The sequence below is a fragment of the Catellatospora paridis genome, assembly GCF_009720365.1.
Taxonomy (GTDB): domain Bacteria; phylum Actinomycetota; class Actinomycetes; order Mycobacteriales; family Micromonosporaceae; genus Catellatospora; species Catellatospora paridis.
In genome coordinates this window covers 1-21,115 of sequence record NZ_ML769325.1, presented here as the reverse complement: position 1 = coordinate 21,115, position 21,115 = coordinate 1, and the positions used below count along the sequence as shown (strand labels likewise).

Genomic DNA, 21,115 nt, shown 5'->3' with positions numbered 1-21,115 from the left:
TCTCTTTTACCCTCCGCGCCGCCCTGGGTGGGGCGCGGGGGGGGGGGGGGGGCCCCCCCCCCCCCCCCCCCACGGCTGAGCTCCCCACGGTCTCAGCACAGCAAGAAAGCGCCGGCGACCCCGGCGGGCAAAGGTCCTAAGCGCCGCCTCGGCGCCGTCGGGCGAACGAACCAACAGTCCACAGGAGGACACCAGTGGCGAAGGCGAAGTTCGAGCGGACTAAGCCGCACGTCAACATCGGCACCATTGGTCACATCGACCACGGTAAGACGACGCTGACGGCGGCCATCACTAAGGTCCTGCACGACAAGTTCCCGGCACTCAACCCGTACACCCCTTTCGATGAGATCGACAAGGCGCCGGAGGAGAAGGCTCGTGGTATCACGATCTCCATCGCGCACGTCGAGTACCAGACCGAGAGCCGGCACTACGCGCACGTTGACTGCCCGGGTCACGCTGACTACATCAAGAACATGATCACCGGTGCCGCCCAGATGGACGGCGCGATCCTGGTGGTCGCCGCTACCGACGGCCCGATGCCGCAGACCCGCGAGCACGTGCTGCTCGCCCGTCAGGTCGGCGTGCCCTACATCGTCGTGGCGCTCAACAAGAGCGACATGGTCGACGATGAGGAGCTGCTGGAGCTGGTCGAGCTCGAGATCCGCGAGCTGCTGTCGAACCAGGAGTACCCGGGTGACGACCTGCCGGTCGTCCGGGTCTCCGCGCTGAAGGCGCTCGAGGGCGACCCGAAGTGGTCCGAGGCGCTCATGGGCCTGATGGACGCGGTCGACTCCGCGATCCCGCAGCCCGAGCGTGAGGTCGACAAGCCGTTCCTCATGCCGATCGAGGACGTTTTCACGATCACCGGTCGTGGCACCGTCGTCACCGGTCGCGCCGAGCGCGGCATCCTCAAGCCGAACGAGGAGGTCGAGATCGTCGGTATTCGCGAGAAGTCGATGAAGACCACCTGCACCGGCATCGAGATGTTCCGCAAGCTGCTCGACGAGGCCCGCGCGGGTGAGAACGTCGGTCTGCTGCTGCGTGGCATCAAGCGCGAGGACGTCGAGCGCGGCATGGTCGTGGTCAAGCCCGGCACGACCACCCCGCACACGGAGTTCGAGGCGTCGGTCTACATCCTCTCCAAGGAGGAGGGTGGCCGTCACACCCCGTTCTTCCAGAACTACCGGCCGCAGTTCTACTTCCGCACCACCGACGTCACCGGTGTCGTCACGCTGCCCGAGGGCACCGAGATGGTCATGCCCGGCGACAACGTCGAGATGTCCGTGAAGCTCATCCAGCCGATCGCCATGGAGGAGACCCTCCGTTTCGCGATCCGCGAGGGTGGCCGCACGGTCGGTGCCGGCCGAGTCACCAAGATCACCAAGTGATCTCCGCGGGCGCCCCGCTCTCGGGCGGGGCGCCCGCACCTTTACATGTACGCAGGCCGGGCCCGTTTTAGTGAGCCTAGGCACCCTGATTTCACAATGCCGTACCCGATACGGCATAATGAACAGGTTGCGTTGCGACCGGTCGCGCCCCGTGCGTGTGCCGCGTCGCGTGACGTGGGGGTCTTCGGGCCTCTGACGTGAAGCTCCTGTGATCGGGCGTGATGCCCGTTGAGCCAAGGCAAATGACCTTTTAATAGGGAATCAGTCTGGTTCAGCGCGCGACACGCCCGACCGCGGGGGTCGGACAGGGGGCAGGCCCCACCGTCTGCCGCCGCAGGTAGCGGCTTGAGAGAAGGAAACAGAAGCCACCATGGCGGGACAGAAGATCCGCATCCGGCTCAAGGCCTACGACCACGAGGTCGTCGATTCCTCGGCACGGAAGATCGTCGAGACGGTGACCCGTACGGGTGCTCAGGTCGCAGGGCCGGTGCCACTGCCCACGGAGATCAACCGTTTCTGCGTGATCCGTTCGCCGCACAAGTACAAGGACTCGCGCGAGCACTTCGAGATGCGCACGCACAAGCGTCTGATCGACATCATCGACCCGACCCCGAAGACGGTCGACTCGCTCATGCGACTCGATCTGCCGGCAGGCGTCGACATCGAGATCAAGCTGTAGGGACCGGACTGATGGACAGGCAAGTTAAGGGCATCCTGGGCGCCAAGCTCGGCATGACTCAGGTCTGGGACAACAACAAAGTCGTCCCCGTGACCGTGGTGCAGGCCGGCCCGTGCGTCGTCACCCAGGTTCGTACCACTGAGAAGGACGGCTACGAGGCCGTCCAGCTGGCTTTCGGCGCGATCAACCCGCGCAAGGTGAGCCAGCCCAAGGCGGGCCACTTCGCCAAGGCGAACGTCGCGCCCCGTCGTCACATCGTCGAGCTGCGCACCACCGACGCCGGCTCGTACGAGCTCGGCCAGGAGGTCACCGTCTCCACGTTCGCGGCCGGTCAGGCCATCGACGTGACGGGCAAGACCAAGGGCAAGGGCTTCGCCGGTGTCATGAAGCGCCACGGCTTCCACGGCCTCAAGGCCAGCCACGGCGTCGAGCGCAAGCACCGCTCGCCCGGTTCGATCGGCGCGTGCGCCACGCCGGGTCGCGTGTTCAAGGGCGTCCGCATGGCCGGCCGCATGGGTGGCGTGCGCTACACCGCGCCCGGCCTCACCGTGCACGCCATCGACGCCGAGAACAACCTGCTGCTCGTGAAGGGCGCCATCCCGGGCCCCAAGGGTGCGCTGGTGCTCGTTCGTAGCGCCGCGAAGACGAAGAAGAAGGGTGGTGCCTCGAAGTGACCACGGTTGACGTGATCAGTGCTGAGGGCGCCAAGGCCGGCTCGGTCGAGCTGCCCGCCGAGATCTTCGACGTGCAGGCGAACATCTCGCTGATGCACCAGGTCGTGGTGGCCCAGCTGGCCGCCGCGCGCCAGGGCACGCACAAGACGAAGCGTCGCGGTGAGGTCGCCGGTGGCGGCAAGAAGCCGTACAAGCAGAAGGGCACCGGTCGCGCCCGTCAGGGCTCGATCCGCGCGCCGCAGTTCGCCGGCGGTGGCGTCGTCCACGGCCCGCAGCCGCGTGACTACAGCCAGCGGACCCCGAAGAAGATGAAGGCCGCCGCCCTGCGCGGTGCCCTCTCGGACCGGGCCCGCAACGGCCTGCTGCACGTGGTCGACGCGTTCGTGGCCGGCGAGACGCCGTCGACGAAGGCGGCCCTGGCCACGATCCAGAAGGTCGCGGGCGACGCTCCGCGCGTGCTGGTCGTGCTCGGCGCCAACGACGAGGTCAACTGGGTGAGCCTGCGCAACCTGCCGCAGGTGCACCTGATCGAGGCCGGGCAGCTCAACACGTACGACGTGCTCGTCAGCGACGCGGTGGTCTTCACCACCGAGGCGCTCGAGGAGTTCCTGGGCGTGCCCGCTGAGGAGGGTTCCAAGTGACGACGATTGCCGACCCGCGCGACATCATCGTCGCTCCGGTGGTCTCGGAGAAGAGCTACGGCGAGCTCAACCGCAACTGGTACACCTTCCTGGTGCACCCGGACGCGAACAAGACCGAAATCAAGATCGCTATTCAGCAGATCTTCAATGTTCGGGTGCTGACGGTGAACACGCTCAACCGCGAGGGCAAGCGCAAGCGCACCCGCACCGGCTGGGGTCAGCGCAAGGCGACGAAGCGCGCGATGGTGAAGCTCGCCGAAGGCGACCGCATCGAAGCCTTCGGCGGACCGGTGAGCTGAGGGGTATAAGACAATGGGTATCCGTAAGTACAAGCCGACGACGCCCGGTCGCCGTGGCTCCAGCGTCGCCGACTTCACCGAGGTCACCCGGTCGACGCCGGAGAAGTCGCTCGTCGTTCCGCTGCCGAAGAAGGGCGGTCGTAACGTTCACGGCCGCATCACCACGCGGCACCAGGGCGGCGGCCACAAGCGTCAGTACCGGCTGATCGACTTCACTCGGGTGGGCAAGGACGGCGTGCCGGCCAAGGTCGCGCACATCGAGTACGACCCCAACCGCACCGCGCGCATCGCGCTGCTGCACTACGTCGACGGCGAGAAGCGCTACATCATCGCGCCGAAGGACCTGAAGCAGGGCGACGCCGTCGAGTCGGGCCCCGGGGCCGACATCAAGCCGGGCAACAACCTGCCGCTGCGCAACATCCCGGTCGGCACGACCGTGCACTGCGTGGAGCTGCGTCCGGGCGGCGGCGCCAAGCTGGCCCGCTCGGCCGGCGTCGGCGTCCAGCTGCTGGGCCGCGAGGAGGACTACGCCACGCTGCGTATGCCTTCTGGCGAAATCCGCAAGGTGGACGTCCGGTGCCGCGCGACGGTCGGCGAGATCGGCAATGCCGAGCAGTCGAACATCAACTGGGGCAAGGCCGGTCGTATGCGGTGGAAGGGCAAGCGCCCGACCGTCCGTGGTGTCGCCATGAACCCGGTCGACCACCCGCACGGTGGTGGTGAGGGCAAGACCTCCGGTGGTCGCCACCCGGTGAACCCGGCTGGTAAGCCCGAGGGTCGTACCCGCCGCAAGGGCCAGGCGAGCGACAAGCTGATCGTCCGCCGCCGCTACGCCACCCGCAAGCGCGGGTAATAGGGAGAGCTGACAGATGCCTCGCAGCCTGAAGAAGGGCCCCTTCATCGACGACCACCTGCTCAAGAAGGTGGAAGTGCAGAACGAAAAGGGCACCAAGAACGTCATCAAGACCTGGTCGCGGCGTTCGACGATCATCCCGGACATGCTGGGCCACACGATCGCCGTGCACGACGGGCGCAAGCACGTCCCGGTGTTCGTGTCGGAGGCGATGGTCGGGCACAAGCTCGGCGAGTTCGCGCTGACCCGCACGTTCAAGGGTCACGAGAAGGACGACCGGAAGAGTCGCCGTCGCTGACGGCGGACCGTAATAAGGATTTAGGGGAAACACGATGCCTACGAATGACGCGCAGGCCGCGCCGGGCGCCCGTGCGGTCGCCCGCCACGTGCGCCTGTCCGCCAGCAAGGCGCGCCGTGTGGTCAACCTCGTCCGCGGTCTGCCCGCGAAGGAGGCACTGACGGTGCTCCAGTTCGCGCCGCAGGCGGCTAGCGAGCCGGTCTACAAGGTGCTGGCCAGCGCTATCGCCAACGCTGAGAACAACGAGCGTCTCGACCCGGACGCGCTGCTGGTCAGCGCTGCCTACGTGGACGAGGGCCCGACGCTGAAGCGGTTCCGGCCGCGGGCGCAGGGCCGGGCTTACCGGATCCGCAAGCGCACCTGCCACATCACCGTCGAGGTGGAGGCAGTCGCGCCGAAGGCGCCGGTCCGCAAGGCCACCGCCGCCGCGAAGGCGACGCCGGCCAAGGCCACCAAGGCCGCAGCGTCGCCCGAGGTTGAGGCCGCCGAGCAGGAGGAGACCAAGTAATGGGTCAGAAAGTCCACCCGATTGGGTTCCGGCTCGGCATCTCGACCGACTGGAAGTCCCGCTGGTACGCCGACAAGCTCTACAAGGACTACATCGGCGAGGACGTCGCGATCCGCCGCATGATGGCCAAGGGCCTCGAGCGTGCCGGTATCTCGAAGGTCGAGATCGAGCGCACCCGTGACAAGGTCCGCATCGACATCCACACCGCCCGGCCGGGCATCGTCATCGGCCGTAAGGGTGCGGAGGCCGAGCGCCTGCGCGGGGAGCTCGAGAAGCTCACCAAGAAGCAGGTCCAGCTGAACATCCTCGAGGTCAAGAACCCCGAGTCGGACGCTCAGCTGGTCTCGCAGGGCATCGCCGAGCAGCTCTCGGGCCGCGTGGCGTTCCGCCGGGCGATGCGCAAGGCGATCCAGTCGGCCATGAAGAACCCGATGGTCAAGGGCATCCGTGTCCAGGTCTCGGGCCGCCTCGGCGGTGCTGAGATGAGCCGCACGGAGTTCTACCGTGAGGGTCGCGTGCCGCTGCACACGCTGCGCGCCAACATCGAGTACGGCTTCTTCGAGGCCCGTACCACCTTCGGCCGCATCGGCGTGAAGGTCTGGATTTACAAGGGTGACGCCGTGCCGGGTCGCGAGACCCCGGCCGAGGCTCCGGGCCGCCAGCGCCGTGAAGGCCGTGGCGGCGAGCGGTCCGAGCGACCGCGCCGTGGCCGTTCGGGTGCCACCGGCACGACCGGTGCAGGCACCGAGGCCGGCCGTGCGGCCGCCGCGGAGCTCACCAAGGACAACGCCGAGGCGGCTCCGGCCGCACCGGTTGAGCAGGAGGGCTGAACAATGCTGATGCCGCGTAAGCCTCCGAATGGCTTCCGCAAGCCGCACCACCCCGACCGTTCCGGTCGGAGCAAGGGCGGCAACCGGGTGGTGTTCGGCGAGTTCGGCATCCAGGCGCTCGAGCCGGCGTACGTCACCAACCGGCAGATCGAGTCGGCGCGTATCGCCATGACCCGTCACATCAAGCGTGGTGGCAAGGTCTGGATCACGGTCTTCCCGGACCAGGCCCTGACCAAGAAGCCCGCCGAGACCCGCATGGGTTCCGGCAAGGGCTCGCCCGAGTGGTGGGTGGCGAACGTCAAGCCGGGACGCGTTCTCTTCGAGATGGCGTTCCCGAACGAGGAGATTGCTCGCGAGGCCATGCGCCGCGCGATCCACAAGCTCCCGATGAAGTGCCGAATCGTGAAGCGCGAAGTGGGTGAGGCGTGATGGCAGCCGGTACCAAGGCAGCCGAGCTGCGCGAGAGTTCCTCTGAGGAACTGGTCGCGAAGCTGCGGGAGGCCAAGGCGGAGCTGTTCAACCTCCGCGTCCAGGGTGCGACCGGCCAGCTCGACAACAACCGTCGGCTGGATGTGGTCCGTCGCGAGATCGCCCGGATCTACACGATCATGCGCGAGCGTGAGCTGGGGCTCTCGGCCGCGCCTACTGAGGTGGCGTAGGGAACATGAGCGAGACCAACGAGAACGCAGTCGACCGGAACCGGCGTAAGGTACGCGAGGGCCTGGTCGTCAGCGACAAGATGGACAAGACCGTCGTCGTGGCGGTCGAGGACCGGGTCAAGCACTCGCTGTACGGCAAGGTTCTGCGCCGTAGCAGCAAGCTGAAGGCGCACGACGAGCAGAACGCGTGCGGCATCGGTGACCGGGTGCTGCTCATGGAGACCCGTCCGCTGTCCGCCACCAAGCGGTGGCGGGTCGTGGAGATCCTCGAGAAGGCCAAGTGACCCTGCCTCCGGCAGGTTCGCCGGCCGCCTAGCGGCCGAAGATCAGATAGCCGGCCGGGGCGCCCTGTGGGGCGTTCCGGGCGGTTCGAGTTCCGCCAGGCTCCGCCCACGCAGTGCGGGTCCCCCCGAAACCGGGTGGGCGGAGAACCGGCAGACATACAGGAGTTGACGTGATCCAGCAGGAGTCGCGACTGCGAGTCGCCGACAACACGGGTGCCCGGGAGATTCTGTGCATCCGCGTTCTCGGTGGTTCGGGTCGGCGCTACGCGAGCATCGGCGACGTCATCGTGGCCACCGTCAAGGACGCCATCCCCGGTGCCGGTGTGAAGAAGGGTGACGTCGTCAAGGCGGTCATCGTTCGCACCGTCAAGGAGCGGCGCCGTCCGGACGGCTCGTACATCCGCTTCGACGAGAACGCCGCCGTCATCATCAAGGACGGTGGAGACCCGCGCGGAACCCGTATCTTCGGCCCGGTTGGCCGTGAGCTGCGGGACAAGCGCTTCATGAAGATCATCAGCCTTGCCCCGGAGGTGCTGTGACCATGAAGGTCAAGAAGGGCGACAAGGTCAAGGTCATCGCCGGCAAGGACAAGGGCAAGGAGGGTACGGTCATCGCGGCCTACCCCCGGACCGAGAAGATCCTGGTCGAAGGCGTTAACCGGATCACCAAGCACGAGAAGATCCGCACCACCCAGCGTGGCGCCAAGACCGGCGGCATCATCACCCAGGAGGCGCCGATCCACGTCTCCAACGTGATGGTGGTCGAGGACGGCAAGCCCGTCCGCGTCGGCTACAAGATCGACGAGAACGGCGTGAAGACTCGCGTCTCCCGTCGCACCGGCAAGGAGCTGTGATGACGACGGCGACCGAGACCAAGACGATGCCTCGTCTCAAGGAGCGGTACCGCGCCGAGGTGGTGGGCCAGCTGCGCGAGCAGTTCGGTTTCGCCAACCCGATGCAGGTGCCGGGCCTGGTGAAGATCGTGGTCAACATGGGCGTCGGCGAGGCGGCCCGTGACTCGAAGAAGATCGACGGTGCGGTCAAGGACCTCACCGCGATCACCGGTCAGAAGCCGCTGATCCGCAAGGCCACCAAGTCCATCGCGCAGTTCAAGCTGCGTGAGGGCATGCCGATCGGCGCGAAGGTGACCCTGCGCGGCGACCGGATGTGGGAGTTCCTGGACCGGCTGCTGTCGATCGCGCTGCCGCGTATCCGCGACTTCCGCGGTCTGGACGGGCGCAAGCTCGACGGTCACGGCAACTACACCTTCGGTCTGACCGAGCAGTCGGTTTTCCACGAGATCGACCAGGACCGGATCGACGCGGTCCGGGGCATGGACATCACGCTGGTGACCACTGCCGAGACCGACGATGAGGGCCGGGCGCTGCTCAAGCTCCTGGGCTTCCCGTTCAAGGAGAACTGAGCACATGGCCAAGAAGGCGCTGATCATCAAGGCTGCGGCCAAGCCGAAGTTCGCGGTGCGCGCGTACACCCGGTGCCAGAAGTGCGGTCGGCCGAAGGCCGTCTACCGCAAGTTCGGGCTCTGCCGGATCTGTGTTCGGGACATGGCTCACAAGGGTGAGCTTCCCGGCGTGTCCAAGGCTTCCTGGTAAATCCAAGGCTTCCCCTTCGCCGTAGGCCCGGTGTGACACCGGGAACCGCGGCGAGAAAGGCTGATAAACAATGACGATGACCGACCCGATTGCAGACATGCTCACGCGTCTGCGCAACGCCAACCAGGCGTATCACGACCGGGTGGCGATGCCCTACTCGAAGATCAAGGCGAACGTGGCCGAGGTTCTCAAGGCCGAGGGCTACATCGCCGCCTGGGCAGTCGAGGAGCCCGCTGAGGGCGCCGTCGGCAAGAGCCTGATCGTCGAACTGAAGTTCGGCCCGAACCGGGAGCGGAGCCTGGCCGGCATCCGGCGTGTCTCCAAGCCCGGCCTGCGGGTTTACGCCAAGTCCCCGGAGCTGCCGCGTGTTCTCGGCGGTCTGGGTGTGGCGATTATTTCGACGTCTCAGGGGCTGCTCACCGACCGGCAGGCCCGTAAGCGCGGGGTGGGCGGGGAAGTCCTCGCCTACGTCTGGTGAGGAAGGTCTGCAATGTCGCGAATCGGACGTAAGCCGATCACGGTGCCTTCCGGCGTCGAGATCACCATCGATGGCCAGACCGTCAAGGTCAAGGGCCCCAAGGGCGAGCTCCAGCACACGCTGAGCGAGCCGATCATCGCCGAGCGCGGTGAGAGCGGCGAGCTGCTCGTCACCCGCCCGAACGACGAGCGTCGTGCCAAGGAACTGCACGGTCTCTCGCGTACCCTGGTCGCCAACATGATCGTCGGCGTCACCGAGGGCTACAAGAAGAGCCTGGAGATCAACGGTACGGGTTACCGCGTCACCGCCAAGGGTTCGGAGCTCGAGTTCGCGCTCGGCTTCTCGCACCCGGTCGTGGTGGCCCCCCCGGCCGGCATCACCTTCGCGGTGGAGCGGCCGACGCTGTTCCACATCTCGGGCATCGACAAGCAGCTTGTCGGTGAGATCGCCGCCAACATTCGGAAGATCCGCCCGCCGGAGCCTTACAAGGGCAAGGGCGTCAAGTACCAGGGCGAGGTCATCCGCCGCAAGGCCGGTAAGGCTGGAAAGGCAGGTAAGAAGTGACCGCCACGCTGCTCAAGCGCCGCAACGGCGTCGCCGCCAAGCGGGCCGTCGGCAAGGCGCGTCGGCACTTCCGCATCCGCCGGAACCTCAGCGGCACCGCTGAGCGCCCCCGTCTGGTCGTCACCCGCTCGCTGCGCCACATCTGGGTCCAGATCGTGGACGACACCAAGGGTCACACCGTGGTGGCGGCGTCGAGCATGGACGCCTCGATCAAGGGCGCCGAGGGCGACAAGAGCGCCATCGCCGGCAAGGTGGGCGCTCTGCTCGCCGACCGGGCGAAGGCCGCCGGTATCACCAAGGTCGTCTTCGACCGCGGTGGCAACCGCTACGCGGGCCGCATCGCGGCTCTGGCGGACGCCGCACGCGGTGCTGGACTCGAGTTCTAGGAAAGGTGGCTGGGACAATGCCAGGACCACAACGCCGGGGCACGGGTTCCGGTAGCAGTGAGGGCGGCGACCGCGGTGGTCGCGAGCGCCGTGGCCGCGGCGATGGCCGTGGCAACGCGCCGGTCGAGAAGACTCCGCATCTCGAGCGGGTCGTCACGATCAACCGTGTTGCCAAGGTCGTCAAGGGCGGTCGGCGCTTCAGCTTCACCGCACTGGTGATCGTCGGCGACGGCGACGGCAACGTCGGTGTCGGTTACGGCAAGGCCAAGGAGGTGCCCGCGGCGATCGCCAAGGGTGTCGAGGAGGCCAAGAAGCACTTCTTCCGGGTTCCCCGGATCGGCTCCACCATCCCGCACCCCGTGCAGGGTGAGGCGGCGGCCGGTGTGGTGCTGCTCAAGCCGGCCAGCGCCGGTACCGGTGTCATCGCCGGCGGCCCGGTTCGCGCCGTGCTGGAGTGCGTGGGCATCCACGACGTGCTGTCGAAGAGCCTCGGCTCCTCGAACCCGATCAACATCGTGCACGCCACGGTCGCCGCGCTGAAGATGCTGGAGTCCCCGGAGGCCATCGCGGCCCGCCGTGGGCTGCCGGTCGAGGACGTCGCGCCGGCCGCGCTGCTGGCCGCGCGTGCGGGAGCGGGTGCGTAACGATGGCACGTTTGAAGGTCACCCAGTTGCGGTCCGACATCGGGCGCAAGCGCAACCAGCGCGAGTCGCTGCGTTCGCTCGGGCTCAAGCGGATCAACGACGTGGTGGTGAAAGAGGACCGTCCCGAGATTCGGGGCATGATCTTCGCGGTCAGCCACCTCGTGAAGGTCGAGGAGGTTGAGTAATGACGATCAAGATCCACCACCTCCGCCCGGCGCCCGGTGCCAAGACCGCCAAGACCCGTGTGGGTCGTGGTGAGGGCTCCAAGGGCAAGACCGCCGGTCGCGGTACCAAGGGTACGAAGGCCCGCTACCAGGTGAAGCCGTCGTTTGAGGGTGGGCAGATGCCTATCCACATGCGGCTTCCGAAGATGAAGGGCTTCCGGAACAAGTTCAAGGTCGTGTTCCAGGTCGTGAACCTGGACCGGCTCGCCGAGCTGTTCCCCAACGGCGGCCAGGTCGGCCCGCTGGAGCTGGCCGAGGCCGGTGCCGTCCGCAAGGGCCACCCGGTCAAGGTGCTCGGCACCGGTGAGCTCGGCGGCGTGAAGCTCCAGGTGTCGGCGCACGGTTTCAGCGCCACCGCCAAGGAGAAGATCGCTGCCGCCGGCGGCTCCGTGACGGAGCTGTAAGCGATAGTCGCAGACGTGGCGCCCGACCGACCTTGGTCGGGCGCCACGCGCGGCGTCGGGCATCTGCGGGCACGGCGCAGGTCGTTGCCACTGGGCACGAGCGCCGCCAGGGCCTAGGCTGGCACAGATATGTGCCGCGCAGACCTGACCATTGCGGGTCGGGACTGTTAGAGTCCGATCCCAGCTACGCGTAAACTGCGCGTGGCGCGGTGAAGGCCGACCGTAACGGTCGCGGCTCAGCCGAACCAAGTCACCAGTCACGCCCCTTACACGACAGCCACCGGCCCCCGGTGCCGCGCGCAGGAGGAAGAAGTTGCTCTCCGCTTTTGTCAGTGCGTTCAAGACGCCTGACCTGCGCAAGAAGATTCTGTTCACACTCGGGATCATCGCGCTCTATCGCCTCGGTGCCACGCTGCCCAGCCCCGGTGTCTCGTACGGGAACGTGCAGAAGTGCATCACCGCCATGGAGTCGGGGGCCGAGAACGGCGTCTTCACGCTCCTCAACCTCTTCTCCGGCGGCGCTCTGCTGTCCCTGTCGGTCTTCGCGCTCGGCATCATGCCGTACATCACGGCGTCGATCATCTTGCAGCTGCTCACCGTGGTCATCCCGCGCCTGGAGCAGCTCCGCAAGGAGGGCCAGTCCGGCCAGTCGAAGATCACCCAGTACACGCGTTACCTGACCCTGGGCCTCGCCGTCCTGCAGTCCTCGGCCTTCGTGGCCCTGGCTCGCTCCGGCCAGCTGTTCCAGGGCGCGTGCGACCAGTTCCCGATCGTGCCGAACACCCAGATGCCGCAGTGGGTCACGCTGACCGCGCTGGTCGTCACCATGACCGCCGGCACCGGCGTCGTGATGTGGCTCGGCGAGCTCATCACCGACCGCGGCGTGGGCAACGGCATGTCCGTCCTGATCTTCACCTCCATCGCCGCCCGCCTCCCCAGTGAGGGCTGGCAGCTGAAGGAGTCCAAGGGCTGGTGGGGCTTCGTCGGCGTGCTGGCGCTCGTCGTCGTGGTCATCGCGCTCGTGGTGTACATCGAGCAGGCGCAGCGCCGCATCCCGGTGCAGTACGCCAAGCGCATGGTCGGCCGGCGTATGTACGGCGGCACCTCGACCTACATCCCGCTGAAGGTCAACCAGGCGGGTGTCATCCCGGTCATCTTCGCGTCCTCGCTGCTCTACCTGCCCACGCTGGCCCTGCAGTTCATGGACCAGAACAACCCGGGCAAGGTCCAGCTCTGGCTGCGCGACTACCTGACCGACCCCAGCAAGTGGAGCTACATCCTGCTCTACTTCGCGATGATCATCTTCTTCACGTACTTCTACGTCTCGATCACGTTCAACCCGACCGAGATCGCGGACAACATGAAGAAGTACGGCGGCTTCGTGCCGGGTATCCGGCCGGGCAAGCCCACCGCCGACTACCTCGACTTCATCCTGAGCCGGATCACCCTGCCGGGCGCGTTCTACCTCGGCATCATCGCGATCCTCCCCAACATGTTCTTCATCTGGCTGGACTCCCAGGCCTATCAGAACTTCCCCTTCGGCGGCACCGCGGTGCTGATCATGGTGGGTGTGGGTCTGGAGACCGTCAAGCAGATCGAGAGCCAGCTCATGCAGCGCAGCTACGAGGGATTCCTTCGATGAGCCAGCGGGTGCAGCGGATCGGCGGCGCGTTCTCGCGCCGCCGGTTCGCCGGTTTTAGTGAGGTGTCGTGATGAGGCTGGTGCTGGTGGGTCCGCCGGGAGCGGGCAAGGGAACGCAGGCGGAGTTCATCGCCTCGCACCTGTCCGTGCCGAAGATCTCGACGGGTGACATCTTCCGGGCCAACGTCTCGCAGGGCACCCCGCTGGGCCTGGAGGCCAAGCGCTACATGGACTCGGGCGGTCTGGTGCCGGACGAGGTCACCATCAACATGGTGCGCGGCCGCCTGGCCGAGGCCGACGCCGCCGACGGCTTCCTGCTCGACGGCTTCCCGCGCACCGTGCCCCAGGCCGTGGCACTGGACAAGATGCTCGCCGACACGGGCGCGAACCTCGACCTGGTGCTGGAGCTCATCGTCGACAACGACGAGGTCATCCGGCGCCTGTCCGGCCGGCGCACCTGCCACGGTTGCGGCAAGATTTGGCACATCGAGTTCGACGCCTCGAGCCGGGAAGGCCTGTGCGACCGCTGCGGCGGCGAGCTCTACCAGCGCGACGACGACAAGGCCGAGACGATCGCGGAGCGCCTGAAGGTGTACGCCCGCGACACCGCCCCCCTGGTCGACCACTACGGCGCGCAGGGCCGCCTGGTCGGGATCGACGCCACCGGGCCGGTGGAGGACGTCACCGAGCGGGCCATCAACGAGCTGCGCTCGTTCAGCGCGTAGCATTGCCTGGCGCTCGGCGGTGGGGCCGGCGCCTGCGAGGGTCAGCCACTGCACTCGCCGGACGCGGACGGACCGGTCACGGTTCGCACCGCGCCCAGGCGACGGGCTGCCGCCGTCCGTGCGACAGCGGAGCGCTCACCCCGCGGACGTGAGGCGACAAGCGCCAGACGGTCCCCGCCGGGCAGGAATCGCCCGGCAGGACCGGGCCGGTGGGGGAAGGCAATGGCCGAGCACATGGACATCGAGATCAAGACGCCTGAGCAGCTGCACCTGATGCGCGCTGCCGGGCTGGTGGTGGCAGCGGCGCTGGCGGCGGCCCGCGAGGCGGTCAAGCCCGGGGTCAGCACCGCCGAACTGGACGCCGTGGCCGAGGACGTGATCCGGTCGCACGGGGCGATCCCGTCGTTCAAGGGCTACCACGGCTTCCCGGGCACCATCTGCTCGTCGGTGAACGAGCAGATCGTGCACACCATCCCGAACCCCAAGCACGTGCTGGCCGAGGGCGACCTGATCTCGATCGACTGCGGCGCCATCCTGAACGGCTGGCACGGCGACGCGGCGATCACGGTCGGCGTCGGGGAGACCCGGCCCGACCTGCTGCGCATGGCCGAGGTGGCCGAGGAGTCGATGTGGGCCGGCATCGCCGCCGCCGCCCGCGGGCTGCGTTCGGGCACCGGCCGGCTGACCGACATCTCCTGGGCCGTGGAGTCCGCGGTGCGCAAGGCGCCCCGCAAGTACGGCATCGTCAAGGGATACGGCGGCCACGGCATCGGCACCGCCATGCACCAGGACCCGCACATCCACAACCACGGGCGGCCCGGCCGCGGCCCGAAGCTGGTCCCCGGGATGGCCCTGGCCATCGAGCCGATGATCACGATGGGCTCGGCCCGCACCGCGGAGCTGAACGACGGCTGGACGGTGGTCACCACCGACGGCTCCCACGCCGCGCACGTCGAGCACTCCATCGGTCTGTTCGAAGACGGCGTCTGGGTCCTGACCGCTCCCGACGGCGGCCGCGCCCGCCTGGGTGACCTGCTCACCTCCGCCGCCACGGCCTGACGGCACGGGCCGGGTGTGCGATCCGACACTCCCGGCCGCGGGGGTCGGGGGGTGGTTTGGTGTCGATGCCGAGGTGGGCGTAGACTGGCCAATCGGCGCACCGCGTCCACTCCGCCATGCTCCCCGCGCTTCGGGGGTCCGGCGGAACCGCGGCTGGCGCGATCCGGTTCGACCGGGTCGTGATGGACCAGGTGAGCCGACCCATTCACCCTATGTCAGGTAGCGGAGGATATGCCGAAGAAGGACGGGGCCATCGAGATCGAGGGCCGAGTTATCGAGCCACTCCCGAACGCAATGTTCCGGGTCGAGCTCGCTAACGGCCACAAGGTCTTGGCCCACATCAGCGGCAAGATGCGTCAGCACTACATTCGCATCCTGCCCGAGGACCGGGTCGTCGTCGAGCTCTCGCCGTACGACCTCACCCGCGGGCGGATCGTCTACCGCTACAAGTAATCGAACTGACTCCACCGGGGTGAGTCCGTGTCCGTCTTTCCTGGCTCGACGCTGTGCGGGCCGGGAGTAGCAGCAAAGGCGAGCCGTGAAGGTCAAGCCGAGTGTCAAGAAGATCTGCAACAAGTGCCGCGTCATCCGCCGGCACGGCCGGGTCATGATCATTTGTGACGACCCGCGCCACAAGCAGCGTCAGGGCTGATCCAGCCCCTGGCAACGCCTGTCGTTGCAGCATCACCAGCAATAGCTCGTTCCAGCCGCGGGAACGCTCCGACTTGTCGGACAGCTCTGCGGATCAACCCCCGGTCGGAGGCCGGGGCCCCACCTGGGCAGGTGGGGGATGGATCGGGCGCAGACCTCCGCAAGCTACGAGGAGCAGCCCAGCATGGCACGTCTCGTCGGCGTTGATCTCCCCCGCGAAAAGCGGCTGGAGATCGCGCTTACCTACGTTTACGGCATCGGCCGCACCCGCTCGGCGCAGCTTTGCTCCGCCACGGGCATCGACCCGAACAAGCGGGCGAAGGACCTCACCGACGAAGAGGTCGTTCAGCTTCGTGACTACATCGAAGCGAACTTCAAGGTTGAAGGTGACCTGCGCCGCGAGGTCGCCGCTGACATCCGCCGCAAGGTGGAGATCGGTTGCTACGAGGGCATCCGGCACCGCAAGGGCCTGCCTGTCCGTGGACAGCGCACTCGCACGAACGCTCGTACCCGCAAGGGCCCGAAGCGCACCGTGGCCGGCAAGAAGAAGGCCGGCAAGAAGTAAGCCTGTCCCGCTAGCAATCGCATCTAGAAGGAGCGCATAAAGATATGCCACCCAAGGCACGCGCTGGGGCCGCAGTTAAGAAGGTCCGGCGTAAAGAACGCAAGAACGTCTCCCACGGGCAGGCGCACATCAAGAGCACGTTCAACAACACCATCGTGTCCATCACGGACCCGACCGGTGCTGTGATCTCGTGGGCCTCCGCCGGCCAGGTCGGCTTCAAGGGCTCGCGCAAGTCGACTCCGTTCGCCGCCCAGCTGGCCGCCGAGGCCGCCGCGCGTCGCGCGATGGAGCACGGCATGCGCAAGGTCGACGTGTTCGTCAAGGGTCCGGGCTCTGGCCGTGAGACCGCCATCCGTTCGCTGACCGCTGCCGGTCTCGAGGTCGGGCAGATCTCCGACGTCACGCCGCAGCCGCACAACGGATGCCGTCCGCCCAAGCGTCGCCGGGTCTAAGGGGAGATAGACAAATGGCTCGTTACACCGGCGCAGACTGCCGCCGTTGCCGTCGTGAGAAGGTCAAGCTGTTCCTCAAGGGCAGCAAGTGCGATGGGCCCAAGTGCCCGTTCGAGTCGCGCCCCTTCCCGCCCGGCCAGCACGGCCGCGGTCGTACCAAGGAGTCCGAGTACCTGCTGCAGCTTCGTGAGAAGCAGAAGGCCCGTCGTATCTACGGCGTGCTGGAGAAGCAGTTCCGCGGCTACTACGAAGAGGCCAACCGCAAGTCGGGCAAGACGGGTGAGGTTCTGCTGCAGATCCTCGAGTCGCGCCTCGACAACGTGGTCTACCGGGCCGGCCTGGCCAAGTCCCGTGACCACGCCCGTCAGGTCGTGAAGCACGGTCACTTCCTGGTCAACGGCAAGAAGGTCGACATCCCGTCGTACCGCGTCACCGAGCACGACATCGTCGAGGTCCGGGGCAAGTCCCGCGAGCTCACGCCGTTCGTGGTGGCGCAGGCGGAGGCCGGCTCTCGCGGCGTTCCGGCCTGGCTGGAGGTCATCCCCAGCCAGTTCAAGGTTCTCGTTCACTCGCTTCCGGCCCGTCAGGTGATCGACACCCAGGTCCAGGAGCAGCTGATCGTCGAGCTCTACTCCAAGTAGTAGTGCTCTGGCCGGTGCGGCGTCATGCCGCACCGGCCGCCGTTACGCGTGGCGTCAAATAGTGGGCGCCCAACGTATAGGAGTTCACCAGTGCTTATCTCTCAGCGGCCGACTCTCACCGAAGAGTCGATCAACGAGACCCGCTCCCGGTTCACCATCGAGCCGCTTGAGCCCGGGTTCGGCTACACCCTCGGCAACTCGCTGCGTCGTACGCTGCTCAGCTCGATCCCGGGCGCGGCCGTCACGAGCATCAAGATCGACGGTGTGCTGCACGAGTTCACCACGATCCCCGGTGTCAAGGAGGACGTGGTCGAGCTGGTCATGAACGTCAAGGACCTGTGCGTCTCGTCGGAGCACGACGAGCCGGTCAGCATGTACCTGCGCAAGCAGGGCCCTGGCGACGTGACCGCCGGCGACATCCAGCCCCCGGCCGGTGTCTCCGTGCACAACCCGGACCTGAAGCTCGCCACCCTGAACGGCAAGGGCCGGCTCGACATGGAGCTGACCGTCGAGCGGGGCCGGGGCTACGTCACGGCGGCGCAGAACAAGAACGCCGGCGCCGAGATCGGCCGGATCCCGGTCGACTCGATCTACTCGCCGGTGCTCAAGGTGACCTACCGGGTCGAGGCGACCCGTGTCGAGCAGCGCACCGACTTCGACCGTCTGATCATCGACGTCGAGTCGAAGGCGTCCATCTCGCCGCGGACCGCGCTGGCGTCGGCCGGTTCCACCCTGGTGGAGCTGTTCGGTCTCTGCCGCGAGCTGGACGAGACCGCCGAGGGCATCGACATCGGCCCGTCGCCGCAGGACGCGCAGCTCGCTGCCGACCTGGCGCTGCCGATCGAGGAGCTGGACCTGACCGTCCGCTCCTACAACTGCCTCAAGCGCGAGGGCATCAACTCCGTCGGTGAGCTCATCGGGCGCACCGAGGCGGACCTGCTCGACATAAGGAATTTCGGGCAGAAGTCCATCGACGAGGTGAAGATGAAGCTCGCCGGGATGGGTCTGGGGCTGAAGGACTCGGCTCCGAACTTCGACCCGGCTCACGTCGTGGACTCCTACGGCGACGCCGATTACGACACTGACGACTACCGCGAGACCGAGCAGCTGTAACTGAGACTGCCTCGGCAGCTCGGATAGACATCAAGGAGCACCAATGCCCACGCCCACCAAGGGTCCCCGCCTCGGGGGCAGCCCCGCGCACGAGCAGCTGATCCTGGCCAACCTGGCCACGGCGCTGTTCAAGCACGGCCGGATCACCACCACCGAGACCAAGGCCAAGCGGCTGCGTCCGCTGGCCGAGCGCCTCATCACCAAGGCCAAGCGGGACGACCTCGCGGCTCGCCGCGACGTCCGCAAGACGATCGGCGAGCGGGACACCTTCGTGGCCCTGTTCGAGCAGATCGCGCCGCGCTTCGCGAACCGTCCGGGTGGCTACACCCGGATCGTGAAGACCGGCCCGCGCAAGGGTGACGCCGCGCCGATGGCGATCATCGAGCTGGTCGAGGCGCTTGAGGTGGCGGCGCCCGCGGCGCCGGCGAAGGCTGCCAAGGCCCAGGCCAAGAAGGCCGCTCAGGAGGACAAGGTCGCCGTCCTGTCCGGCGAGGCTGACGAGGCCGCCGACGAGGCTGCCGACAAGGCCTGACGTTCCATTGGTCGGAGCTCCTCTCCCGCTGCTCGCGCAGCCGGGAGGGGAGCTTCGCCGTATCCGCGGGCTTGCCGTCCGCGTGCACGCCGCTCCGGGAAGGACCCCGGGCCGCAGAGGAGGAGCAGGACATGGCGCGGGTACGGCTGGACGTCGGTTACGACGGCACGGACTTCTCCGGCTGGGCGGCGCAGCCGGGTCGGCGTACCGTCGCCGGGGTGCTCCTGGCCGAGCTGGAGAAGGTGTTCGGGCCGGGCAACCCGACCGGTCTGACCGTGGCCGGGCGCACCGACGCCGGGGTGCACGCGACCGGTCAGGTGTGCCACGTCGAGCTGCCCGACGACCGCTGGCAGGCCCTCGCCCCGACCCTGGTGCGCCGGCTCGCCGGGCTGCTGCCCGGTGACGTGCGGGTGTGGGCCGCCCGCGAGGTGCCGCCCGCCTTCGACGCCCGCTTCTCGGCGCTGTGGCGGCGCTACGAGTACCGGGCGACCGACACCGAGGCGGGCCCGAGTCCGCTGCGTCGCCACGACACCCTGTTCTGGCTGCGCCCGCTCGACCTCGACCGGCTCAACGCGGCCGCGGCCGGGCTGTGCGGGGAGCACGACTTCGCGGCGTTCTGCAAGCGCAAGGAGCACGCGACCACCATCCGGCACATCACCGCGATGTCGTGGCGGCGCGAAACCGACGGCATCCTGGTGGCGACGGTGCAGGCCGACGCGTTCTGCCAGGCGATGGTGCGCAGCCTGGTCGGGGCGATGCTGACGGTCGGCGACGGCCGCCGGGAGCCGGACTGGCCGGCGTCCCTGCTGACCCGCACCGAGCGGGTGAGCGATGTGCTGGTCGCCCCGCCGCACGGGCTGAACCTGGTCGCCGTGGGCTATCCGGACGAGGCGGAGTTCGCGGCCCGCGCGGAGCAGACCCGCAACCTGCGCGGCGTGCCCGCGGGCCAGCGTGCCGCCGACGCGGCCTGAGGGCCGCAGCTGCGCAGCTCACCGGTGGGTGAGCGTCAAAAAGGGCACCTTCTACAACGCATGTCGTTAAGAAGGTGCCCTTCCTTTGCTCGGTCAGCCCGCGGAGGGGGCGGTGGTGGGGGCCGGGTCGCCGGTGGGGGTGATGGGGTCGCTGGCGCGGTCTTCGAGGACCTTGCCGCGCAGGTAGAACTCGATCACGTCGAAGAGGATCTGCTTGGCGAACGGGTCGCCGATCGGGATCTCCTCGCCGTCCGACCGGGCGATCACGCAGTAGACCAGGTAGTGGCCGCGGATGTTCCAGCCGGCGTGGGTCGAGGCCAGGGCCAGCGGCTTGGTGATGCTCTTGTTGGCCTGCCGGTCGGGCGCGTAGCCGAGGAAGCGTCCCTTGCCCTCGTCGACGATCGGCTTGATCGCCTCGTACGCCTTCTCCGCGTTGGCGACCGTGTCCAGGTTCACGATGCCGCCGGTCACCAGGTAGGCGCCGTTCGGGGAGCGCATGGTGCCGCGCACCACCTGGGAGCAGCCCAGCTCGGTGATCAGTTTGCTGATCTCGCCGCTGGCCGCGGCCCGGCAGTCGGTGAGCACCTGCGGCTTGATGACCGCGTACACCTCGGTCGGCTTGGCCGGGTCGATGACGATCTGCTTGCCGGGGAAGACCTCGTTCGCGGTGAGCGGCTTCGGGTCGACCTCGCGGGAGGTGATGTCGATGGCCGTGGCGGTCGGCGGCGGCGAGCTGTTGGCCTGCGCGCCGGTGCCCTTCTTCTCGTCCAGCACCATGAGGAACGAGCCGACGCCGCACACGGTCAGCACGGCCAGCACGCCGAGCACGCTCAGCGCCTTCTTCCAGCGGCCGGACATGTTCTGATGCGCCGCCAGCCGCTGCCAGCCGGCGGCCACGACGGGCTCGCCGGCCGCGGCCGGGCGCGGCCCGGTACGCCGTGCCGGAGGCGGCGGGGGCGGCGGCGGCGCGATGGTGGGCCGCACGGACGGGGGCGGCGCGACCCGCACCGGCATCGCCGGGTTCGGCGCGGTGCGCGGCGGCATGCCGGGACGGTCGGGTGCGATGCCGGGGGACACCGGGGTCGCGGGCGGCGCAGAGCGCTGACGCGGCTCGGTGACGTTGCGCCGGGGCGGGGCCCCTGGCGGGGTGCCCGGCGGGGCGCCTGGCGCGAATCCGCGCCGCATGGTGGGCGGAGGATCCTCCACCCCCCGCGGACGCGCCAGCGCGCCGTTGCGGGCACCGGGAGGCTCGCCGGGCACGTTGCGCCGGGGCGGTTCGCCGACGCGCGGCTCGCCACGGCGCGGCGGCTCGTATCCCTGCGGCCCGGCGGGGGACCGGG

General features: G+C 68.0%; 34 protein-coding genes. 33 read left to right on the top strand and 1 reads right to left on the bottom strand.

All coding sequences use genetic code 11. The annotated features are described in order from the left end of the window. Positions 1–194: 194 nt before the first annotated feature. From tuf to truA, 33 genes are all read left to right on the top strand, one after another. Positions 195–1,388 (top strand): elongation factor Tu, encoded by a 1,194-nt coding sequence (tuf, locus tag F9C41_RS28050; protein WP_144121751.1) that lies wholly within the window; start codon positions 195–197, stop codon positions 1,386–1,388. 370 nt (positions 1,389–1,758) lie between these two features. Continuing rightward, complete coding sequence (gene rpsJ, locus F9C41_RS28045) at positions 1,759–2,067, top strand: 30S ribosomal protein S10 (RefSeq protein ID WP_007073037.1); 309 nt, start codon at positions 1,759–1,761, stop codon at positions 2,065–2,067. A gap of 11 nt (positions 2,068–2,078) precedes the next feature. Further along, entirely contained in the window at positions 2,079–2,741 is a 663-nt protein-coding gene (gene rplC / locus F9C41_RS28040; protein ID WP_155389841.1) for a 50S ribosomal protein L3, read from the top strand. Next, positions 2,738–3,382, top strand: coding sequence for a 50S ribosomal protein L4 (gene rplD / locus F9C41_RS28035; RefSeq protein WP_155389840.1), 645 nt, complete (start codon positions 2,738–2,740; stop codon positions 3,380–3,382). The genes rplC and rplD overlap by 4 nt, the downstream gene beginning before the upstream one ends. Then, the gene (gene rplW / locus F9C41_RS28030) at positions 3,379–3,681 is read left to right on the top strand and encodes a 50S ribosomal protein L23 (RefSeq protein ID WP_120317141.1); all 303 of its coding nucleotides are present in this window, start codon (positions 3,379–3,381) and stop codon (positions 3,679–3,681) included. Before rplD ends, rplW begins: the two co-directional genes overlap by 4 nt. 13 nt (positions 3,682–3,694) lie before the next feature. Continuing rightward, entirely contained in the window at positions 3,695–4,534 is an 840-nt protein-coding gene (gene rplB, locus F9C41_RS28025; protein ID WP_155389839.1) for a 50S ribosomal protein L2, read from the top strand. 16 nt (positions 4,535–4,550) lie between these two features. Further along, positions 4,551–4,832, top strand: coding sequence for a 30S ribosomal protein S19 (gene rpsS, locus F9C41_RS28020; RefSeq protein ID WP_120317139.1), 282 nt, complete (start codon positions 4,551–4,553; stop codon positions 4,830–4,832). 34 nt (positions 4,833–4,866) lie between these two features. Next, positions 4,867–5,340, top strand: coding sequence for a 50S ribosomal protein L22 (gene rplV, locus F9C41_RS28015; protein WP_155389838.1), 474 nt, complete (start codon positions 4,867–4,869; stop codon positions 5,338–5,340). Next, on the top strand, positions 5,340–6,170 hold the full coding sequence (gene rpsC / locus F9C41_RS28010; RefSeq protein ID WP_120317137.1) for a 30S ribosomal protein S3: 831 nt from the start codon (positions 5,340–5,342) through the stop codon (positions 6,168–6,170). The genes rplV and rpsC overlap by 1 nt, the downstream gene beginning before the upstream one ends. 3 nt (positions 6,171–6,173) lie before the next feature. Continuing rightward, on the top strand, positions 6,174–6,599 hold the full coding sequence (rplP, locus tag F9C41_RS28005) for a 50S ribosomal protein L16 (RefSeq protein ID WP_120317136.1): 426 nt from the start codon (positions 6,174–6,176) through the stop codon (positions 6,597–6,599). Further along, entirely contained in the window at positions 6,599–6,829 is a 231-nt protein-coding gene (rpmC, locus tag F9C41_RS28000) for a 50S ribosomal protein L29 (protein ID WP_120321522.1), read from the top strand. The genes rplP and rpmC overlap by 1 nt, the downstream gene beginning before the upstream one ends. Positions 6,830–6,834: 5 nt before the next feature. Beyond that, complete coding sequence (gene rpsQ, locus F9C41_RS27995; RefSeq protein ID WP_120317135.1) at positions 6,835–7,113, top strand: 30S ribosomal protein S17; 279 nt, start codon at positions 6,835–6,837, stop codon at positions 7,111–7,113. A 170-nt stretch (positions 7,114–7,283) separates the two neighbouring features. Next, positions 7,284–7,652 carry a 50S ribosomal protein L14 gene (gene rplN / locus F9C41_RS27990; protein ID WP_117226249.1) on the top strand — a complete coding sequence of 123 codons (369 nt, stop codon included), beginning with the start codon at positions 7,284–7,286 and terminating at the stop codon, positions 7,650–7,652. Beyond that, positions 7,649–7,966 carry a 50S ribosomal protein L24 gene (gene rplX / locus F9C41_RS27985; protein ID WP_120317134.1) on the top strand — a complete coding sequence of 106 codons (318 nt, stop codon included), beginning with the start codon at positions 7,649–7,651 and terminating at the stop codon, positions 7,964–7,966. The genes rplN and rplX overlap by 4 nt, the downstream gene beginning before the upstream one ends. Further along, a complete protein-coding gene (gene rplE, locus F9C41_RS27980) occupies positions 7,966–8,535 on the top strand; it encodes a 50S ribosomal protein L5 (RefSeq protein ID WP_155389837.1) in 570 nt (189 codons plus the stop codon). Before rplX ends, rplE begins: the two co-directional genes overlap by 1 nt. Positions 8,536–8,539: 4 nt before the next feature. Next, positions 8,540–8,725, top strand: coding sequence for a type Z 30S ribosomal protein S14 (locus tag F9C41_RS27975; protein ID WP_144121757.1), 186 nt, complete (start codon positions 8,540–8,542; stop codon positions 8,723–8,725). A 70-nt stretch (positions 8,726–8,795) separates the two neighbouring features. Then, positions 8,796–9,203, top strand: coding sequence for a 30S ribosomal protein S8 (rpsH, locus tag F9C41_RS27970; RefSeq protein ID WP_120317131.1), 408 nt, complete (start codon positions 8,796–8,798; stop codon positions 9,201–9,203). A gap of 12 nt (positions 9,204–9,215) precedes the next feature. After that, positions 9,216–9,767 (top strand): 50S ribosomal protein L6, encoded by a 552-nt coding sequence (rplF, locus tag F9C41_RS27965; RefSeq protein ID WP_144121758.1) that lies wholly within the window; start codon positions 9,216–9,218, stop codon positions 9,765–9,767. Then, a complete protein-coding gene (gene rplR, locus F9C41_RS27960) occupies positions 9,764–10,153 on the top strand; it encodes a 50S ribosomal protein L18 (protein WP_155389836.1) in 390 nt (129 codons plus the stop codon). Before rplF ends, rplR begins: the two co-directional genes overlap by 4 nt. A gap of 17 nt (positions 10,154–10,170) precedes the next feature. Next, positions 10,171–10,797, top strand: a complete 627-nt coding sequence (gene rpsE, locus F9C41_RS27955; protein WP_144121760.1) for a 30S ribosomal protein S5 — start codon at positions 10,171–10,173, stop codon at positions 10,795–10,797. Positions 10,798–10,799: 2 nt separating this feature from the next. After that, on the top strand, positions 10,800–10,982 hold the full coding sequence (gene rpmD, locus F9C41_RS27950; protein ID WP_120317127.1) for a 50S ribosomal protein L30: 183 nt from the start codon (positions 10,800–10,802) through the stop codon (positions 10,980–10,982). Continuing rightward, complete coding sequence (gene rplO / locus F9C41_RS27945) at positions 10,982–11,425, top strand: 50S ribosomal protein L15 (RefSeq protein WP_120317126.1); 444 nt, start codon at positions 10,982–10,984, stop codon at positions 11,423–11,425. Before rpmD ends, rplO begins: the two co-directional genes overlap by 1 nt. A 313-nt stretch (positions 11,426–11,738) precedes the next feature. Continuing rightward, complete coding sequence (gene secY, locus F9C41_RS27940; RefSeq protein ID WP_155389835.1) at positions 11,739–13,067, top strand: preprotein translocase subunit SecY; 1,329 nt, start codon at positions 11,739–11,741, stop codon at positions 13,065–13,067. Positions 13,068–13,137: 70 nt separating this feature from the next. After that, positions 13,138–13,791, top strand: a complete 654-nt coding sequence (locus F9C41_RS27935) for an adenylate kinase (RefSeq protein ID WP_120317124.1) — start codon at positions 13,138–13,140, stop codon at positions 13,789–13,791. A gap of 222 nt (positions 13,792–14,013) precedes the next feature. Then, entirely contained in the window at positions 14,014–14,850 is an 837-nt protein-coding gene (gene map, locus F9C41_RS27930) for a type I methionyl aminopeptidase (RefSeq protein ID WP_230690075.1), read from the top strand. Positions 14,851–15,081: 231 nt separating this feature from the next. After that, the gene (gene infA, locus F9C41_RS27925; protein WP_007073013.1) at positions 15,082–15,303 is read left to right on the top strand and encodes a translation initiation factor IF-1; all 222 of its coding nucleotides are present in this window, start codon (positions 15,082–15,084) and stop codon (positions 15,301–15,303) included. 85 nt (positions 15,304–15,388) lie between these two features. Next, positions 15,389–15,502, top strand: a complete 114-nt coding sequence (gene rpmJ, locus F9C41_RS27920; protein ID WP_020520458.1) for a 50S ribosomal protein L36 — start codon at positions 15,389–15,391, stop codon at positions 15,500–15,502. 183 nt (positions 15,503–15,685) lie between these two features. Further along, entirely contained in the window at positions 15,686–16,066 is a 381-nt protein-coding gene (gene rpsM / locus F9C41_RS27915) for a 30S ribosomal protein S13 (protein WP_144121762.1), read from the top strand. A gap of 44 nt (positions 16,067–16,110) precedes the next feature. After that, the gene (gene rpsK / locus F9C41_RS27910) at positions 16,111–16,518 is read left to right on the top strand and encodes a 30S ribosomal protein S11 (protein WP_120317122.1); all 408 of its coding nucleotides are present in this window, start codon (positions 16,111–16,113) and stop codon (positions 16,516–16,518) included. Between the two features lie 14 nt (positions 16,519–16,532). Then, positions 16,533–17,159: a 30S ribosomal protein S4 gene (rpsD, locus tag F9C41_RS27905; RefSeq protein ID WP_120317121.1), complete on the top strand. Its 627-nt coding sequence runs from the start codon at positions 16,533–16,535 to the stop codon at positions 17,157–17,159. Positions 17,160–17,249: 90 nt separating this feature from the next. Further along, positions 17,250–18,272 (top strand): DNA-directed RNA polymerase subunit alpha, encoded by a 1,023-nt coding sequence (locus F9C41_RS27900; RefSeq protein ID WP_120317120.1) that lies wholly within the window; start codon positions 17,250–17,252, stop codon positions 18,270–18,272. Positions 18,273–18,315: 43 nt separating this feature from the next. After that, entirely contained in the window at positions 18,316–18,804 is a 489-nt protein-coding gene (rplQ, locus tag F9C41_RS27895; RefSeq protein ID WP_155374093.1) for a 50S ribosomal protein L17, read from the top strand. A gap of 131 nt (positions 18,805–18,935) precedes the next feature. Beyond that, positions 18,936–19,775, top strand: coding sequence for a tRNA pseudouridine(38-40) synthase TruA (truA, locus tag F9C41_RS27890; protein ID WP_155389834.1), 840 nt, complete (start codon positions 18,936–18,938; stop codon positions 19,773–19,775). Between the two features lie 93 nt (positions 19,776–19,868). Here truA and F9C41_RS40845 read toward each other — a convergent pair. Further along, on the bottom strand, positions 19,869–21,115 hold a 1,247-nt coding region (locus F9C41_RS40845), incomplete at its 5' end, for a hypothetical protein (protein WP_196279993.1).

What these genes read in the sequence shown, in the direction of transcription:
- rpsD (WP_120317121.1), top strand. Translation starts at nt 16,533, where the DNA reads ATGGCTCGTTACACCGGCGCAGACTGCCGCCGTTGCCGTCGTGAGAAG.
- rpsH (WP_120317131.1), top strand. Translation starts at nt 8,796, where the DNA reads ATGACGATGACCGACCCGATTGCAGACATGCTCACGCGTCTGCGCAAC.
- rplO (WP_120317126.1), top strand. Translation starts at nt 10,982, where the DNA reads ATGACGATCAAGATCCACCACCTCCGCCCGGCGCCCGGTGCCAAGACC.
- rpsC (WP_120317137.1), top strand. Translation starts at nt 5,340, where the DNA reads ATGGGTCAGAAAGTCCACCCGATTGGGTTCCGGCTCGGCATCTCGACC.
- rplV (WP_155389838.1), top strand. Translation starts at nt 4,867, where the DNA reads ATGCCTACGAATGACGCGCAGGCCGCGCCGGGCGCCCGTGCGGTCGCC.
- rpmD (WP_120317127.1), top strand. Translation starts at nt 10,800, where the DNA reads ATGGCACGTTTGAAGGTCACCCAGTTGCGGTCCGACATCGGGCGCAAG.
- rpsQ (WP_120317135.1), top strand. Translation starts at nt 6,835, where the DNA reads ATGAGCGAGACCAACGAGAACGCAGTCGACCGGAACCGGCGTAAGGTA.
- rpsK (WP_120317122.1), top strand. Translation starts at nt 16,111, where the DNA reads ATGCCACCCAAGGCACGCGCTGGGGCCGCAGTTAAGAAGGTCCGGCGT.
- F9C41_RS27975 (WP_144121757.1), top strand. Translation starts at nt 8,540, where the DNA reads ATGGCCAAGAAGGCGCTGATCATCAAGGCTGCGGCCAAGCCGAAGTTC.
- rplP (WP_120317136.1), top strand. Translation starts at nt 6,174, where the DNA reads ATGCTGATGCCGCGTAAGCCTCCGAATGGCTTCCGCAAGCCGCACCAC.
- rplQ (WP_155374093.1), top strand. Translation starts at nt 18,316, where the DNA reads ATGCCCACGCCCACCAAGGGTCCCCGCCTCGGGGGCAGCCCCGCGCAC.
- rpsE (WP_144121760.1), top strand. Translation starts at nt 10,171, where the DNA reads ATGCCAGGACCACAACGCCGGGGCACGGGTTCCGGTAGCAGTGAGGGC.
- map (WP_230690075.1), top strand. Translation starts at nt 14,014, where the DNA reads ATGGCCGAGCACATGGACATCGAGATCAAGACGCCTGAGCAGCTGCAC.
- truA (WP_155389834.1), top strand. Translation starts at nt 18,936, where the DNA reads ATGGCGCGGGTACGGCTGGACGTCGGTTACGACGGCACGGACTTCTCC.
- rplE (WP_155389837.1), top strand. Translation starts at nt 7,966, where the DNA reads ATGACGACGGCGACCGAGACCAAGACGATGCCTCGTCTCAAGGAGCGG.
- rplC (WP_155389841.1), top strand. Translation starts at nt 2,079, where the DNA reads ATGGACAGGCAAGTTAAGGGCATCCTGGGCGCCAAGCTCGGCATGACT.
- rpsJ (WP_007073037.1), top strand. Translation starts at nt 1,759, where the DNA reads ATGGCGGGACAGAAGATCCGCATCCGGCTCAAGGCCTACGACCACGAG.
- infA (WP_007073013.1), top strand. Translation starts at nt 15,082, where the DNA reads ATGCCGAAGAAGGACGGGGCCATCGAGATCGAGGGCCGAGTTATCGAG.
- rplF (WP_144121758.1), top strand. Translation starts at nt 9,216, where the DNA reads ATGTCGCGAATCGGACGTAAGCCGATCACGGTGCCTTCCGGCGTCGAG.
- rpsM (WP_144121762.1), top strand. Translation starts at nt 15,686, where the DNA reads ATGGCACGTCTCGTCGGCGTTGATCTCCCCCGCGAAAAGCGGCTGGAG.
- rplB (WP_155389839.1), top strand. Translation starts at nt 3,695, where the DNA reads ATGGGTATCCGTAAGTACAAGCCGACGACGCCCGGTCGCCGTGGCTCC.
- rpmC (WP_120321522.1), top strand. Translation starts at nt 6,599, where the DNA reads ATGGCAGCCGGTACCAAGGCAGCCGAGCTGCGCGAGAGTTCCTCTGAG.
- F9C41_RS27935 (WP_120317124.1), top strand. Translation starts at nt 13,138, where the DNA reads ATGAGGCTGGTGCTGGTGGGTCCGCCGGGAGCGGGCAAGGGAACGCAG.
- rpsS (WP_120317139.1), top strand. Translation starts at nt 4,551, where the DNA reads ATGCCTCGCAGCCTGAAGAAGGGCCCCTTCATCGACGACCACCTGCTC.